Source organism: Pseudomonas sp. QD4, assembly GCF_049199125.1.
GTDB lineage: Bacteria > Pseudomonadota > Gammaproteobacteria > Pseudomonadales > Pseudomonadaceae > Aquipseudomonas.
The window spans coordinates 67747-83524 of sequence record NZ_JBLZOM010000011.1; the positions used below are offsets into that span (position 1 = coordinate 67747).

General features: G+C 64.0%; 17 protein-coding genes. 12 read left to right on the top strand and 5 right to left on the bottom strand.

Features of this window, described 5'->3' with window-relative positions; translation table 11 throughout:
- Nucleotides 1-43: 43 nt before the first annotated feature.
- Nucleotides 44-562, bottom strand: a complete 519-nt coding sequence (locus ACOZJV_RS33310; protein WP_421549463.1) for a hypothetical protein — start codon at nt 560-562, stop codon at nt 44-46.
- A gap of 176 nt (nt 563-738) precedes the next feature.
- Here ACOZJV_RS33310 and ACOZJV_RS33315 point away from each other — a divergent pair, with 176 nt between their 5' ends.
- Nucleotides 739-1272 carry a DinB family protein gene (locus ACOZJV_RS33315; RefSeq protein WP_421549510.1) on the top strand — a complete coding sequence of 178 codons (534 nt, stop codon included), beginning with the start codon at nt 739-741 and terminating at the stop codon, nt 1270-1272.
- Here ACOZJV_RS33315 and ACOZJV_RS33320 read toward each other — a convergent pair whose 3' ends face one another.
- A complete protein-coding gene (locus ACOZJV_RS33320) occupies nt 1273-1584 on the bottom strand; it encodes a hypothetical protein (protein ID WP_078468554.1) in 312 nt (103 codons plus the stop codon).
- 148 nt (nt 1585-1732) lie between these two features.
- Here ACOZJV_RS33320 and ACOZJV_RS33325 point away from each other — a divergent pair, with 148 nt between their 5' ends.
- A complete protein-coding gene (locus ACOZJV_RS33325) occupies nt 1733-1969 on the top strand; it encodes a YceK/YidQ family lipoprotein (protein ID WP_238596103.1) in 237 nt (78 codons plus the stop codon).
- A gap of 95 nt (nt 1970-2064) precedes the next feature.
- The gene (locus ACOZJV_RS33330; RefSeq protein WP_238596102.1) at nt 2065-2427 is read left to right on the top strand and encodes a YceK/YidQ family lipoprotein; all 363 of its coding nucleotides are present in this window, start codon (nt 2065-2067) and stop codon (nt 2425-2427) included.
- Between the two features lie 16 nt (nt 2428-2443).
- Here ACOZJV_RS33330 and ACOZJV_RS33335 read toward each other — a convergent pair whose 3' ends face one another.
- Nucleotides 2444-3199, bottom strand: a complete 756-nt coding sequence (locus ACOZJV_RS33335) for an EAL domain-containing protein (protein ID WP_201131601.1) — start codon at nt 3197-3199, stop codon at nt 2444-2446.
- 218 nt (nt 3200-3417) lie between these two features.
- Between ACOZJV_RS33335 and ACOZJV_RS33340 the strand changes: the two genes are divergently transcribed.
- Both ACOZJV_RS33340 and ACOZJV_RS33345 read left to right on the top strand, forming a co-directional pair.
- Nucleotides 3418-4419 carry an AraC family transcriptional regulator gene (locus ACOZJV_RS33340; RefSeq protein ID WP_078468552.1) on the top strand — a complete coding sequence of 334 codons (1002 nt, stop codon included), beginning with the start codon at nt 3418-3420 and terminating at the stop codon, nt 4417-4419.
- A gap of 293 nt (nt 4420-4712) precedes the next feature.
- Nucleotides 4713-5648, top strand: coding sequence for a bifunctional 5,10-methylenetetrahydrofolate dehydrogenase/5,10-methenyltetrahydrofolate cyclohydrolase (locus tag ACOZJV_RS33345; protein ID WP_421549464.1), 936 nt, complete (start codon nt 4713-4715; stop codon nt 5646-5648).
- A gap of 79 nt (nt 5649-5727) precedes the next feature.
- Here the strand turns inward: ACOZJV_RS33345 and ACOZJV_RS33350 are convergent, their stop codons facing one another.
- Complete coding sequence (locus ACOZJV_RS33350; protein ID WP_421549465.1) at nt 5728-7251, bottom strand: sensor domain-containing diguanylate cyclase; 1524 nt, start codon at nt 7249-7251, stop codon at nt 5728-5730.
- 362 nt (nt 7252-7613) lie between these two features.
- Nucleotides 7614-8120 (bottom strand): Lrp/AsnC family transcriptional regulator, encoded by a 507-nt coding sequence (locus tag ACOZJV_RS33355; protein WP_421549466.1) that lies wholly within the window; start codon nt 8118-8120, stop codon nt 7614-7616.
- Between the two features lie 162 nt (nt 8121-8282).
- Here ACOZJV_RS33355 and ACOZJV_RS33360 point away from each other — a divergent pair, with 162 nt between their 5' ends.
- Genes ACOZJV_RS33360 through argJ form a run of 7 tightly spaced genes read left to right on the top strand, consistent with a single transcriptional unit; the run spans nt 8283 to nt 15583 of the window.
- Nucleotides 8283-9095, top strand: a complete 813-nt coding sequence (locus tag ACOZJV_RS33360) for an enoyl-CoA hydratase/isomerase family protein (RefSeq protein ID WP_421549467.1) — start codon at nt 8283-8285, stop codon at nt 9093-9095.
- Nucleotides 9092-10480, top strand: coding sequence for an asparagine synthase C-terminal domain-containing protein (locus tag ACOZJV_RS33365; protein ID WP_421549468.1), 1389 nt, complete (start codon nt 9092-9094; stop codon nt 10478-10480). Before ACOZJV_RS33360 ends, ACOZJV_RS33365 begins: the two co-directional genes overlap by 4 nt.
- Before the next feature lie 11 nt (nt 10481-10491).
- Nucleotides 10492-11355, top strand: a complete 864-nt coding sequence (locus tag ACOZJV_RS33370; protein ID WP_421549469.1) for a TauD/TfdA dioxygenase family protein — start codon at nt 10492-10494, stop codon at nt 11353-11355.
- Nucleotides 11352-12119, top strand: coding sequence for an NRDE family protein (locus ACOZJV_RS33375; RefSeq protein ID WP_421549470.1), 768 nt, complete (start codon nt 11352-11354; stop codon nt 12117-12119). The genes ACOZJV_RS33370 and ACOZJV_RS33375 overlap by 4 nt, the downstream gene beginning before the upstream one ends.
- Entirely contained in the window at nt 12116-12952 is an 837-nt protein-coding gene (locus ACOZJV_RS33380; protein WP_421549471.1) for a GNAT family N-acetyltransferase, read from the top strand. The genes ACOZJV_RS33375 and ACOZJV_RS33380 overlap by 4 nt, the downstream gene beginning before the upstream one ends.
- Before the next feature lie 19 nt (nt 12953-12971).
- On the top strand, nt 12972-14429 hold the full coding sequence (locus ACOZJV_RS33385; protein ID WP_421549472.1) for a class I adenylate-forming enzyme family protein: 1458 nt from the start codon (nt 12972-12974) through the stop codon (nt 14427-14429).
- Nucleotides 14426-15583 carry a bifunctional glutamate N-acetyltransferase/amino-acid acetyltransferase ArgJ gene (gene argJ / locus ACOZJV_RS33390; RefSeq protein ID WP_421549473.1) on the top strand — a complete coding sequence of 386 codons (1158 nt, stop codon included), beginning with the start codon at nt 14426-14428 and terminating at the stop codon, nt 15581-15583. Before ACOZJV_RS33385 ends, argJ begins: the two co-directional genes overlap by 4 nt.
- Nucleotides 15584-15778: the final 195 nt, after the last annotated feature.

Here is a 15778-nt window from a genome sequence, read left to right on the forward strand (position 1 = left end):
ACTTTGATTTCAGGCAGGCATACCGCTGATGGATAACGGCCGCTCAGCGATACTCCAAGACCCGGGCCCAGTCGCCCAGGCCTTGGGCGAAGGTCCGGTCCGCGTGCAATGAGGCAACCGCATCACGGTACAGCGGCATCCCGGCGATTGCCTGCTCATCCTCGACACTCAACACCACCGCCTTACCCTGCTTGCGCTCAAGCACATACTGTTGCCCTGCCCCATAGTCATAGGCATCGACGATGGCGCTTTCGGCTGCGCTCAAACTGGCGGGCGTGGCCTCGGAGAAAAACATCGCGAAATCGGCAAGCGCATACAGGTAAAGGTTTTTCAGAATCTCGGCGGTGCCTGCGCCCTGCTCATCGACCACTGCTGCGTCTATGGCAGCGTCCAGGGCCTGCGTGTTAAAGGTCGCAGCTCCCGCCGCCAGGCAGCCCCAGGCCTGGTCGATAAAGCGATGCGCCTGCTGCGGCAGTGCGATGCCCTGCCCTTCAAGCCACAGACCCAACCTGTCGAAGGCCTTGAGCAGGACAAACAGCGCCACCTGTTCCGAGTCGTTCACCGTGTTCCCTCATCAACGTTTGGCGCGCAGGATAATTGACTGCGCCTGATCGCGTCCCGCGAATGATCGCCCGCCTGGCCGGCCTCGAAAAAAACGCGCTTATTTCTTGCGCCGCGATCCAGGGCGAGGCCAAGCTGTCGCCCTTGCCCAGCGACCACGACTTGCAGGACTGCACCATGACCCGCACCGAACACCTGTGCCTGATGGCCCGCTACAACCAGTGGATGAACCACAACCTGTACACCGCGGCGATGACCCTGCCGGACAGCGCCATCGGCCTCGATCGCCAAGCCTTTTTCGGCTCGATCCTCGGGACCTTGAATCACCTGCTGGCGGGGGACATCGTCTGGCTCCAGCGTTTTGCCGGACACCCGGCGCGGCACGAGGCACTGGAGCCGTTACGGCAAATGGCGCCGCCGGTGAATCTCAGGGCGTTGCTGGCGCCCGATATTCGGGCCCTGTGGCAACAGCGTCAGGCACTGGACCAGGCGTTGCTCGACTGGACCCAGGCCCTGAGCGAAACCGACCTCGACCACGACCTGCAGTACCGCAACCTGCAAGGCGAAACCGGCGCGCGCAACCTCTACGCCCTGCTGCTGCATTTTTTCAATCACCAGACCCACCACCGGGGCCAGGCCACGACTTTGCTAACCCAGGCCGGGGTGGAGGTGGGTAATACTGACCTGGTGGGGTTGATCCCCGCGCGCTGATCAGCCTGCAGCCAGGCGCCCGAGCAGCAGCGGCAGCGCGCTTTCGCGCCAGAACTGCGGGGAAATACCGCCGCTGCTCATGCCGCCATGGGCGAAGGTTTCGACGAAAAAATGGGTTGGCGTCGCCAGGGGTTTGCCAGTCAGCCGCTCGAACGCCTGGGTGATCGAATCCTCAAGTTCTGCCGCCGTTGCCGGCAGCGGCGTATTGGCAAAATGCGCGGCCATGGCCCGCCATAAATACGGGTCGCCGCGCAGGCCCCAGGGCATGGGTTCTTCGATAAATAACTCACCTGTGGTGCGGTAAATCGTCATCGCCAGTCGGCTCCCGGGAGTTAGTCATTGATTGTGGGCGAACAATCTAGCGTCAAGCCCAGGCTTCTGCGACCATGCGCGCGGAAAAAACCGCTCGCTAAGGAATGGCCTCATCAAAACGCTCAATATCCTGCTCGTGCTCTGCCTGGTGTCCCTCACCGGCTGCGGCACCTTTATTGCCCGCCTCAGCTCCAACGCCAGCGGTTCGGGGACCTACCAGGGCACCTCGGCCAACGTCGCGCTGCTCACCACTTACGGCGCACGCGGCTACGACGGCTACGCCACGATCTTCTGCTGGTTCACCATCGTCTGCCCGGTCGTGGCCATCGTCACCTTGCCGGCCGATGTGGTGGTCGACACCGTGATGCTGCCCGTCGACGCCTGACCTGCGTTCAACCCGTTGCTCGCCCGGTGCTGCGCCGGGTGTCTTGCTGTCCGGCCTTGCTCCCTGGAAACCTCATCATCAAGATTCTCGCCCGCTTGCTACTGCTCAATACGCTGCTGCTTTCCGGCTGCGGCACCTATATGGCCCGGGTTCCGGGGACCTACGACTGGCGCGACGACCGTTATTACCGTGGGACCAAGACCAGCGCCCAGCTGCTCACCGGGTATGAGATGGGCTACGGCAAAATCCTGCGGGGCATATGTTGGGTCACGGTGGTGTGCCCGGTCTATATCGTCGTCACCCTGCCGGCGGATGCGCTGATCGACACCGTGCTGCTGCCTTACGATGCGGTCCAGCCAGAGCGGCCAAAAATGCAGCCCTATGACTACGACCCCGCCCCCGTGGCCCCGCTGACGCCCGAGGAGATATACGAGCTGCAGCACCCATCGGAACACTGACCCCTGAGCCCGGGCCTCAGGCAGTCAGCGGGCGATCACGCAAGCGACAACTGGCGCCCAGGGCGTCGGCCCGGGGCCGGCCGAACAAGTAACCCTGGCCCCACTCGCTGCCGCAGGCGGTGGCCAGGGCCAGGTCGGCCTCGGTCTCGATGCCTTCGATAATCACGCAGGGCGCCAGGGTCTTGCACAGTTGCACCAGGTGGCCGAGGGTCTGGGCGCTGTTGGTTTCCAGGCGGGCGCGCTGCAGGTAGCCCTGATCGATCTTGACGATGTCGGGGCGGGTCTTGCGGATGAATTCCAGGGTGCCCAGGCCCGAGCCGAAATCATCGATGGCCACCCGGCAACCCAGCTCGCGCAAGCACAGGACAAACTCGATGGCCGCCCCGGTGCTGGGCGGGCGGGCGCTTTCAGTGATCTCGATCACCAGCCGCGAGGCCACCGAGGGCGTGCCCCGCAGCTGGGTCAGAATCTCCTGCCAGAAGGTGTCGATGATCGCGCTCTGCGCAGAGATGTTGCAGCCCAGGCGCAGGTGCTCATCGGCCAGCAACCGGTCGATCACGCACTGCACCACGCTGCGGTCGAGGTCGCGCATCATCTGGTGCTGCTCCATCAGGGCGAAGGGATAACTCTCGGGCCCCTGGGCATCGGCACGGCGCAGTAATCCCTCCTGATACAACACGCGGCTGCTGCCCGGCAGCCACACCACAGGCTGGAAGGCCAACAGCAACTGGCCCCGTGACAGCTCCCGGTAAAAGTCCCTGACTCTTTGCATGACACGTCCATAGGCAGGGCCACGGCGAGTTGCGCGCCACAGCCATGGTTGATTGCCGGCCATGATCGACCCTCGGAGAGCTGCCCGGAAGTGTTCCCGGGTACCTTTCGCTTGTCCTGGGAAACGCGCATACCCGGTTAATCGACTGCGGCCATTTGTTTATTGCGATCATGCAACGGCCCGCGCGATATCACTTAGCCACTAGTCCAGGAAGAACTATGCACAGAATGACCAGCGCCAGTTTTCGGGTGCTTGCCCATGCCCTGAGTGATGCAGGAGCTAACGTTGACGCTCTGCTCAAGCATTTCGACAGTGGCGAGGACGTCTATGCAAACCCCAAGGGCGTCAAACTGGAACTGGTCTACAAGGTCATGGAAGAAGCGGTACAACGCACCGGCAATGCCGACCTCGGGCTGTTGGCCTATACCCGTGCACACCCGGCCAATCTGGAGGTGCTGGGTTACGCGGTGATGTCATGCGCGACCCTGGGCGCGGCCTTGCAGCGGCTGGTGGATTACCACTCGCTGGTCAGCAATGGCTTTTGCATGTGCCTGGAACGCAAACCCCATGCGTTGAAGCTGATCGGCTTCGACATCACCAACGAACCCTCGCTGACCCCGCGGCCGTTTATCGACGCAGGCACCGCGCAGACCCTGGGCCTGGTGCACTGGCTGCTGCCCAACCACAAGCCCCAGCCCCTGGCGGCGGCCTTTACCTACCCCGAACCTGAGGACACCCGCCTGTTGCGGCGCCTGCTGGGCAACAACCTGCAGTTCGACGCCCCGCACAACAGCCTGACCTTCAGCGCCAGCGATTGCGCGATCGCCCTGCCCAGCGCCGACCCGGCCCTTGATGTGCTGCATGTGGAATACGCCCGCACCCGCCTCAACCAACTGCTCAGTGGCTCGATGACCGCCCAGGTGCGGCGCGTGCTGTCCGAGCGGCTGGCCCAGGGCGGGTCGAGCAACCTGGACCATATCGCCCAGGTGGTGGGGGTCAGCGCCCGCAGCCTGCAACGGCGACTGGGGGATGAAGACATGCATTTCTCGGCGCTGCAGGATGAGGCGCGGCTGATGCTCGCCCATAACTTCCTGCGCAACTCGACCCGCAGCGTCAAATACATCGGCGCCCTGCTGGGCTTTCGCGACCAGAGCAGCTTCCACAAAGCCTGCCTGCGCTGGTTCGGCATGACCCCGGGGCGCTATCGCGCACGATGCTGAAGACCGGTTGTCCTGACCCAATGCCGGCGCTCTCCAGGGCCAGCGCAGCCTCGCGGGCTCGGCAGCGGCTACAGCGTGCACATTCACCTGGCTGGGCCCATAGGGCGCCGCCGATCGCCTCGCATGGCAAAAACTGCCGATCTCTTGCTCTGCGTCATCCTGGCAGCAGGACTGCGGCTGGTGCAGGCCCGCCAGCAACTGGTAGCCTGCTTCGCGGCTTCAGGTCTCGGCTCCGGCATTGAGGCCATCCGCCGCCCGATGACCGCCTCGCCCCTTACTCTTTCACGCTCAAGGTGACGCCTTTGATCAGCAGCACCCCTTCACTTGCCCGCGATATCGACGGCAAGGCCATTTCTGCCCTGGTCCTCGACGAGGTCCGGGAAGAGGTCCTGGCCCTGGCCGGGCAACAGATTTTCCCTGCCCTGGCGGTGGTCCTGGTCGGTGAAGACCCGGCCAGCCAGGTGTATGTGCGCAACAAACTGCTACGGGCCAAGGAAGTCGGGATCCGCTCCCTGGAATACCTGCTGGCCGCCAACGCCAGCCAGGCCGAAGTCCTGGCGCTGATCGCCCGGCTCAACGCCGACGTCACGGTCAACGGCATCCTGGTGCAACTGCCGTTGCCGGCCCATATCGATGAACAGGCGGTGATTCATGCCATCGACCCGATCAAGGACGTGGACGGTTTCCATCGGGAAAACGTCGGCGGCCTGGTGCAGGGCATCGACGTCCTGACCCCGTGCACGCCCAGCGGCTGCATGCGCCTGCTGCACGAAACCTGCGGTGACTTGAGCGGCCTGCACGCGGTGGTCATCGGCCGTTCGAACATTGTCGGCAAACCCATGGCCACCCTGCTGTTGCAGGCCCATTGCTCGGTCAGCGTGGTGCACTCGCGCAGCGTCGACGCCCCGGCGCTGTGCCGCCTGGCAGACATCGTGGTGGCGGCCGTGGGCCGGCCGCAGATGATCGACGCCAGCTGGCTCAAGCCCGGAGCGGTGGTGATCGATGTCGGGATCAACCGGATTGCCGGCGAGTCCGGCAGCCGCCTGGTGGGCGATGTGGACTACGCCAGCGCGCGCACCGTGGCCAGCGCCATCACCCCGGTGCCGGGCGGCGTGGGGCCGATGACCATTGCCTACCTGCTGAAAAACACCCTGGTCGCCAGCCACTTGCAGCGCGCTGCCCAGGCCGCATCCCAGCCGGCACGTGGCACTCCTGAACCGGCTCTGTAACCGCTGACCCGCCGCGCAGGCTCGGGCACGCGGCGGCCCGCCCTGTTGCTGGTCGCAGCCGCGCGTGGCGGGTCAGCGGCTACAGGGCGTGGATGGGCGGATGGGCGAAGGTGTGAGTGCGGTTGCGGCCCTGGGCCTTGGCCGAGTACAGCGCCTGGTCCGCCCGCTCAATCAACTGGCTTGGGTCGCAAGGCTCATCCTGCGCCACCCAGGTGGCCACCCCCAGGCTCACGGTAATGATCCCGAACGGGCTGCCCAGGTGCGGCAGGCCCGCGCGCTCAATGGTCTGGCGGATGGTTTCGGCCACGGCTCGCGCCCCGACTTCATCGGTATTGGGCAGGACCACGGCAATCTCTTCGCCGCCGTAGCGCGCCACCCGGTCCCCGGGGCGCCGCACGCACTCCTCGATCAGGCGGCTGATGCTTTTCAGGCATTCATCCCCTGCCAGGTGCCCGTAGTGATCGTTGTAGCGCTTGAACACATCGACATCGATCAGCACCAGCGACAACGGGTTGCCCGTGCGCCGAGCACGCTTGAATTCGATGTCCAGGAAGCCGTCGAAACTGCGACGGTTGGCCAGCCCCGTGAGCTTGTCCTGGGAGGCCAGCACCTCCAGGGCCTGGTTCAGTTCCAGCAGGGTGCCCTGACTGGCGAGCAGCGCCTGCTCCGCGCCAATCCGCCGGTTGATATGGGTGATCAAACGCCGCCCCAGCACCAGCACCAGCCCCAACAGCAGCAGGACCACCGCCATCGATTGCCGGGTCTGGCTCCACCAGCCTTGCAAGGCCTCGTCACGGCCCACGGCAACGGTGGTCACCAGCGGGTATTGGTCGCTTTTGCGAAAGGCATACAGACGGCGCATGCCATCGACCCTGGAGGCGAAATCCGCAGTGCCCCAATCCTGCTCCTCCAGCGCCTGGGCGAAGATCGGCGCCGAAGACAGGTCGCGGCCGATGTCCGCTTCGTGGAACGGATAACGCAACAGCAGGCGCCCCTGGGACGAGGTCAGGCTGATAACCCCGGTGTCGCCGACGTGGATGCGCTTGTAGAAACCCAGCAGGTAATCCAGGCCGATGCTGACCGACACCACCCCGGCAAAGGAGCCATCGGGATAGTCGATGCGACGACTCACCGGGATCACCCAGTCGCCGGTGGCACGGCTGCGAATCGCCGGGCCGATAAACGCGGTCCATGAGCGGTGGTCGCGGTGGTAGGTGAAAAACTCGCGATCGGTGACATTCATCGGGCCCAACGCCGTCACCGTGGAAAACTTCAGATCGCCCTGGGCGTCGTACCAGAACATCGCATTGAGCTGCGGCAACGCCGCCATCTGCTGCGCCACCACCCCCCGCAAACGAGACATCTGGCGCGGATCATCCTCCAGGTGCTCGACCCGCTCGGCCAGGCCGATCAGCACCAGCTCGCTCTGCTTGAAGATGCCGTCGGTGTAAGTGTTGAGGGCGTTGGTCAGGTTGACCGTATCGGTCTGGATATCACTCAGGGTGTTGTCGCGAGCGGTCCAGACCTGCCACAGCGTCAACAGAATGACCGATGAACACACCAGATAGGTCAACAATGAGGCAAGCCGAAGATCGCGTTTCAATAGGGCAGCACCGGTGCAATAGGCAATCGTCAAAAAGGCGCAACGCGCAGGATCGTCGACCCCATGGGCCGTGACGCACTTCAGGCCCGGCCTACAACCGCCGTTACGCTGGACACACCGACAACCTGCTCCAGCAACTCCCTGCACCCTGTATCGGCACCTTGGGCATTTGCTGCAATGCGAGAGGCCAGGTTGCCGGGATAAGGGGCACGCCGCTGCCGGGTAGGCGCTGAATGACCCCGACCATTGGTACGAAGGCGCACCGCAACGGGTGCGGGTGATGGAGCCGCGCTAGGTCCCAGGCCTGGAGGACGCACACTGGATCGAGCCTGGGAAAGAAGCCGGGGTTTATCTGGCGCTGGTCAGGTGCAAGGATTAGGAAATTCACGTACCAGCGGCATAAATCCCTGTCCGCGCAACTCTCTTAACACCAGGCTGCTATAGAAGTTGCTCACCCGTGGCATATGCCGCACCACGCCATCAATGAAGTCGACATAGTCGTCCATGGTCGAGGTGACGACTTGGAGTACCACATCGAACTTTCCGGTCACGGTGTGCAACGCGACAACTTCCGGCCGACTCATCAATGCTCTTTCAAGCAACTTCAGTTCGTGTTCGGCATGCGTTGAAACTTCAAGAAACACATAAGCACATACCGAATAACCCAACATCTTGCGATTCAGGTTCGCCTGGTACCCCAGAATGAACTTCTGCGCCTCCAGGCGTTTTAAGCGGCGCCAGCAGGGAGCGGGGCTTAACCCGACTTCCAGCGAAAGTTCCACATTCGATATACGCCCATCACGCTGTACCGCTCCCAAAATCCGCAGGTCGACGGGCTCAATTTTCGGCAAAGAAATAAACGTTCTCAAATCGCAATCCATTAGCAATTTTTTATAGAAATGCTTCGTGCATCGATAAGTTTATTTCCTGGATTCGCCCTAACATTGTTCGCCGCGCACCGTGCTATCCACCGCAGGAACGTGCACGGTCGTACTCAATAGGGACAGTCTGGTAAATACGGGAAGTTATCGATGCCAAGCAACGCAAAAGAGTACCTCAATTACGATTTCGACATCACGCTCGATGACGGCGTGGCGCTGGTGGAGTTCACCGACTCGCACCGGCATAACCTGTGGTCGATGCCACGGATGGCGCAGTTGACCCGCCTGCTCAAACAACTGAATGACGATGATGCGGTGCGCGCCGTATTGCTGCACAGCGGCGAGGGACGCTCGTTCGGGGCCGGCGGCAGCTTCCACGAAACCTCGACCTTCAAAGGGGGCGAGGAAGTCGATATCTGGATCGATCACGTCACCGATCTCTACATCGCCGCCCTGCAACTGACCCGCCCACTGATCGTGGCCATCGACGGCTACGCCATCGGCATCGGCCTGCAGATCGCGTTGACCGCGGACTATCGAATCGGCAGCGAACGGTGCGTGCTGAAGATGCCCGAGTTCGAGCTGGGTATCGCCTGTACCTTCGGCGGATTCATGCTGGAAAAGATCGTGGGCCGCAGCCTGATGCAGAACATGCTCATGTCCTGTGCCCCGTGGCCCGCGGAACGCGCATTGGCCGACGGCATGCTGCACAGTCTGGTCGACGCCACGCAGTTGCGAGACCGTGCCCTGGAACAGGCGCGCCGCGCCGCAGGCTTCACCAGCGCCGCCTTCAGAAATACCAAGACCTACCTCAACCGCGATTTCATCGCAGGCCTTGAACAGACCCGCATTGCCGGGAAACAGGCGCACCGCGCAGCGTTCGCCGCAGGCGAGGCGCAAGGGCGGATGAAAAGCGTCCTGGGCAAGTCCGCTGCGCAGCCGGCCCAGGAGTCTGTCTCGTGACTTCATACCCTTGGTTACTGCTCTCCAGCCGCCCCATCGAGCAACTCCAGGACGCCCACCTGCCGCTGACCGGCTCGGCCTTCCATGCCTACGCCAGCAACTGGCCGACACCCTACCCAAGTGGCTCGGGGGCAACCCTGGAGGAGCCGTGTACACGCCTGACGGTGGGCGGCGACAACCTGCTCGACGTTCAGGGCCATCAGCTACGCGTGACCACCAGCAGCCGGAATACCACGCCGCTGTATTGGCGCGCGGACACGCAGGGCCATTTCATCATCTGCACCGACCTGCTTATCGCGGCCAGCGCCTGGGTGAGCCTGACCGACGCCCAGTTATCCGTGCGTGAGGATGCCGGGGTGCATCTGGGTGAAGATTCGAGCATCCATGGCATCGCTCGTCTGCCACACAGCAGCCGCTTGGACGTTACCCTGCAAGGCCGGCGTACCCACGTCGAACTTGGCGAAACCAGCGATAGCCTGGCCTTGCAAAGCTCCCGACTCGACGATGCCCTGCTGGCCGGCGAGGCCCAGATCAGTGCGTTGCAGCAAAGCATCGCCGACCATCTGCTGCGTCCGGGCAAGGTTGCTGCGCTGGTGTCCGGTGGCGTCGATTCGGGGTTGGTCGCCGCCCTGCTGGCCAAGCCGTGCCCGACGTTCGAAGCCTTCAGCATTGGCACGCCCTGGGGCAATGAGTTCGACGATGCCCAACAGTTGGCCGACGCCCTGGGACGCCCGCTGAACCGGGTCGAGCTGGATCCGCAATCAATCCTGCTGGCACTGCCCCAGACCATCCGAGCGTTCGGTCACCCGCAACCCCAGGCGGTGGAGATCGGGGTCGCGATCACCGCGTTCTGCCGTCAACTGCCTGCCAGCCACCTGATTTTCACCGGCTACGGTTCGGACCTGATCAACTCGGGCCTGGCCACTGGCGACGGGCTGGCCGATGACATTCGCAACAGCATTGCCGTCGAGGTCAACAAGACACGCTACTCCAGCGAACTCACCAGCATCGCCGCCCAGGCCTGCGGCAGCGAGCTGGCACATCCCTATTGGGACCCACGGGTGCTGCGCACGGCGCTGGATACCTGCCCCTCAGTCAAGACCACCCGTGGCCGCGAAAAGGGCCACCTGCGGCTTGCCGCCGAGCGCTGGCTGCCGGCGGAGGCGGCCTGGCGCAAGAAGACGGCCATCCACCATGGCAATGGGCTGGGCAAGGCGCTGGCACAGTTGATCGACGACACCACCGGCCAGCGCGGCAGTGCACCGGGTCTGTACCGAAAGATCCTGGCCACGCAACTGCAGCATGCCACTTGTGCGCCCCTATCCCACCTGAGCGCGGATGACATCCTTGATCGTTCGGTGCACTCATTCACTCACTGCCGCTAAAGGAATAGCCCATGAACTCCTCCGTACATCCGCATGCCGTGCGCGGCCGGCCCCTGACCGCCTCCGGCCTGGGTATCGAACTGCCCGACGACACTCCGCTGACGGCCGTTCGCCAGGCCGTGCTCGACCATGGCGTAAGCTTGCTACGCAACGTGCACTTCGATGACCACAGCTTCCGGCGCTTCGTTGAAAGCCTGGGCGACAAGATCTCCTACACCGACGACAACGCCCAAGTCGGCTACGGTTTTGCCGACATCCTCAAGCTCGACGGCACCCACGACCAGGAAAAAGTCATCACCGGCCGTGGCAGCCTGCCCCTGCACACCGATGGCATTCTGCTCGGCACCCAGGTCGACTTGATCATCCTCTACGCCGCCGAGGTCAGGGACATTGACGAAGACGGGGCGACCGTCGTCTGCGACCAGCTTGCCGCCTGGCAAGACATGCCGGAGCCACTGCGCCAGCCCCTGCTGGACGGCAAGCTCGAGTACCTGGCATTCGAGCGCGGTTACTTCACCAGCGTCCCCGAAGGCTGGTACCCGATCAGCACCTTCCGCGATTACGGCCGCGTGCGCTCGCTCAATCTCGCCCTGCCCTTCGACGGCCAAGCCAAGGCCAGCTGGGACGTACGCGTGCCCGGGTTGACGAGCGAGGCATCCGCCGCCTGGTTCGCGGCGCTTGAACAGCACTTGACCACCGATGCCTATCTGTACAGCCACCGCTGGCGGACCGGCGACCTGTTGATCATCGACAACCAACGCACCTTGCATGGTCGACGCGGGTTACAGCCGCAGACCTGCCGCAAGTTGCTGCGCGGGCAAGTGACGTTCGAGGCCATCACCTCGGCACCGGGCGCCACCCTGGCGAGCGTGTGACGGTGTGCACCATCATTGCCGCCGTCGGCCTGTCTCGGCGTTGGCCGGTACTTCTGGCCGCAGTGCGCGACGAGTCCGTCAACCGTGGCTGGGTAGCACCCGCGCGGCACTGGCCCGTTCGTCACCCTGAAGTCATTGGCGGCCTGGACCTGCAATCGGGTGGAACCTGGCTGGCGCTGGATCGCAGCAATCACCGCGCCAGCTTCCTGGTCAATCGCCCTGAACGCGTGCGTGGCGAAACCCGCAGCCGGGGCGAGCTTCCGCTACTGGCGCTGGAGGCGCCCGAGCACTGCTGGAGTGCCGACACGTTGCGCCAATACAACGGGTTCATCCTCGGCCAAGCCGATGCCGACGGCCTGTTGCTCCATCAATGGGACACCCGGACCCTGAGCTCCCGGCGCCTGGGCAAAGGGGTTCACGGCCTGTGCTACCGCGGCATCGGCGAGGGTCACCCACGCCTGGAGCGGCACCTGCCACTCTTCGCCGCCAAGCCACTTCCGCAGCCAGCCGCCCAGGCTTCATCGGCACAGGCCTGGGGAAAATGGCTGTACCTGCTGGCCGGCGATGGCCAGTACAGCAGCGACGCAGAGGCATTGATCTGGCGGCGTGAGGTCGAGGGCAGTGTCTGGGCTTCGCAGTCGGCGGCGTGCGTCGCCCTCGGCAAAGGCCGCTCGCGACTCGACTTCAACGCCTCCCCCCTGAACCCCGCGTGCTGGCAAACCCTCTCTCCTCTTCCACCCTTTAAAACGAGTGCCTTGCCTTGAGCATCCAGACCCTTCCCCTGGAACACTATTCCCAACTACTGGAATTTATCCGCCACGCAGAAGATGCCGATGCCCAGCTCTTTATGACGGGCGCCCTGCGCACCTGCCCACAGGGCCTGGAAGTATTTGTGCGCCGGGACGGCACGCAACTGCGCGCAGCCGTCGCACTGCTACCCTCGTTGCCGCCCTTTGCGGTGCCGGTGATTCTCGCCACCGGCGATCCGGACGCTGCGCTGCTGACCCATGTCGCCCGGCAGCATGCCAGCCCGCGGATGGCGCTGGGCTCCAAGGCGGTCCTGGAGCGCCTGGCGCAGCACTGGCCCGAGGGCTGGCTGCCGTTGATCGGGCGTCGTGACGAAGTGCTGCTCAAGCAGTTCGAAGCAATCCCGGCCAGCAACACCCCGGAGCTCGCGACCCGACTGGCCGAACCCGCGGATGAGACAACCCTGGTCGAGTACCGGATCCAGATGGAAAAGGACTCAGGCGTAAAACAACTATCAAGCCACGAACAAGCAACCCACACCGTGCGCCAACTGATGCAGCGCCAAGCGCTGTACGTGGTCGAGGTGGACGGCCAGCTCGGCGGCTGCACGGCCTTGACCAGCGGCGATGAAGAGCACGAACAGCTAGGCTTCATCTTCGTCGAGGCCAGGCACCGGCTGCGCGGCGTATCGGACAGACTGCTGAGCGACGTCTGTATCAGCATCCACCGCCGGCAACGCAAACCCCTGACGTTCACTTGCGTCAACGGCCCCTTGCGCCATCGCCTCGGTGAAATCGGCTTTCGCCCGGTAGGCGAGCACCTGAAGCTGTACTTCGGCCACAGCAGTTGACCCTAAAGGAGAAGGATCAATGTTCCAGCAACAGTTCCACAGCGTGGTCGCACGCAATCCACACAAGACGGCAGTCATCGACAACCTGGGAACGGCGCGGACCTATGGCGAGCTTCTGCAAGACATCGAACAACTGCGGGCCCGCCTGCATGCCACGGGTCTGCGGGAAGGGGATGTGGTGGCGACCCAATTGGACAACAGCATTGGTTATGTAGCCCTGTTGCTGGCCCTGGCAAGCCTCGGGCTGGTGCACTGCCCGATCAACACCGCAAGCAGCGCCGATCACCGGGCGATGCGCCTGGACCAGGTGCGGGCCACGGTATTGATCACCGAACAGGGTGTGATACCCGAGGGGCTCGAGGTGCCGGGCTTTGCCCTCAGCAGCACCCGGCCGACCGCCGAGCCGGCTCCAGAGCGCCATGGCTTTACCGGGCTGATGCGCATGCAGGAGACCTCTGGCAGCACCGGGACTCCAAAGCTTGCCTTGTGGCGACAGGACAGCCTGTTCCGGGAAATCATGCATTGGGTCCAATGGGCTCAGTTGGCGAGTAGCGACCGCCACCTGAACATCCACACCCTGGATGGCGGGCACGCCGTGGATCTTCATGTATTCCCCGCATTGCTGACCGGGGCCACGCTGTACCTGGGTGATGCCGGCCAGGTCGCAGAGAACCTCAAGACCCTCGCCGAACACCGCATCACGGTCATGAGCGCCCTGCCCTCCCAGTACCTGGAACTGGCCCATCACTCACAGCAACAGGGGATTCGCCTGCCGGCACTGAGCAGCCCATTCTGTGGCGGGGCCTACCTGGACGACCAGGTCGTCGTGCAAACCGAGCGCTGCCTGGGGGTCAAGATCAAGCGCATCTACGGCTCCACGGAGTTCGGCATGATCCTCGCCAACTTCGATACCGGGTTGCAGGTGAGCTGCGGCATGCGTCCGGTGGGCGATGTCAATGTGGAGCTGGCGGTCCTGGATCCGGCACAGCCGGACATCGGCGAGATCATCGCCCGATCCAGCCATCGGGGGTCTGGCTACTTCCCGCTGCCTGCCAATCTCGTCGAGGATGACGCCTACCGCAGCGGTGATATCGCCCAGCGCCTGGTCGATGGCAGCCTGATGCCGTTGGGGCGCAGCACCGATGCCTTGCTCACGCGCCGGGGTACGCAATTCGCACCGGCCCTCGAGGGGCGTATTGCGCAGGAACTGATGCTGGAACGCGCGGTGGTGCTGGTCGATCCCCACGACCGTCACCGCGCCGATGTGGTAATTCAGGCTGACGCGGCGAGGGCCCATGGCTTGCAAACAAGGCTGTGCGCAATGCTCGACGAACTGGGTGTTCGCGCTGGCATCGCAGCGCTCGAACGGATACCGTTGACGCCGACCGGCAAGCCGGACCGCGCACGCCTGCGCAAACAACTCTCCGCGCGTCACACGGCAAAGGACGCATTCACCTATCTAAAGGACCTGATATGAGCGACGCCCCCATCCAGCCGCAAGGCTTTCGCAGCATCATCGCCAACCTGGGCATCAAGGACAGCCGTGACGATTTCATGGCCGTGGTCTCCGACGTGCCGGCCAGTATCAGCGCGGTGTTTACCCAGTCGCGCTTCGCCGGGCCGAGCGTGACCTTGTCCCGCGAAGTGGCGGCCCGTGACACGGCGCGGGGCGTGGTGGTGATCGCCCGCAACGCCAACGTCGCCACCGGCCCCGAGGGCCTGGCCAATGCCGAAGAGGTGCGCCTAGGCGTCGCCCGGGCGGTCGGGGTCGAGCCCCAGGCGTTGGTGATCGCCTCCACCGGGGTGATCGGGCGCCAGTACCCGATGCCGAAGATCCGCGCCTTTCTGGCGGATGTGCCGGCCCTGCAAACGGCCGACTTCCAGCGCTGCGCGGCCGCGATCATGACCACCGACACCCGCACCAAACACGCGGCGCGCAAGATCGGCAACGCCAGCCTGGTGGGGATCGCCAAAGGCGTCGGCATGATCGAGCCGAACATGGCGACCCTGCTGACCTTCTTCTTCACCGACGCCAACATTGCCCCGCAGACCCTGGATGCCATGTTCCGACGGGTGATGGACAAGACCTTCAATGCCCTGAGCATCGACACCGACACTTCCACCAGCGACTCGGCCGCGATCCTGGCCAACGGTCTGGCCGGTGACGTGGACCTGGTGGCATTCGAACAGGCCCTGTACGACATCGCCTTGAGCCTGGTGCGCATGATCGCAGCCGACGGCGAAGGCGCGAGCAAGGCGCTGGAGGTGCAGGTCAGCGGTGCTCGCGACGATGCCCAGGCCAAGCGCGTGGCCAAGGCCATCGTCAACTCGCCCCTGGTCAAGACTGCCGTGCACGGCGCCGACCCGAACTGGGGCCGGGTGGCCATGGCCATCGGCAAGTGCGAAGCGGAACAGGACATCGACCCGGACCAGGTCAGGATCGTCTTCGGCGAAACCGAAGCCTACCCTCGCCAATTGGACGACGCCGGGCTGCGGGCGGTGAAGACCTATCTGCAAGGCAAGGAAGTGCTGATTTCGGTGGACCTGAACATCGCCCAGGGCCGTTTCACCGTGTATGGCTGCGACCTGTCGGAAGGCTATATCCGCATCAACGCCGACTACACCACCTGAGTCCAGCCTCAGGCTAAGGCCATGCAGCCGGGGGTTTTCCTCGACTGCGTGGCTGTCACGCCCGACGCACCCGGCCACGCCCTGATGCTCGGATCAGCCTCCTCCCACCACCCGCTAACCGCAGCCGCCACCATCTGCCGGCGCGATACCGCCATCTCAATTCTGCACGACCCACACCCCCTGTATGCAGTTAGG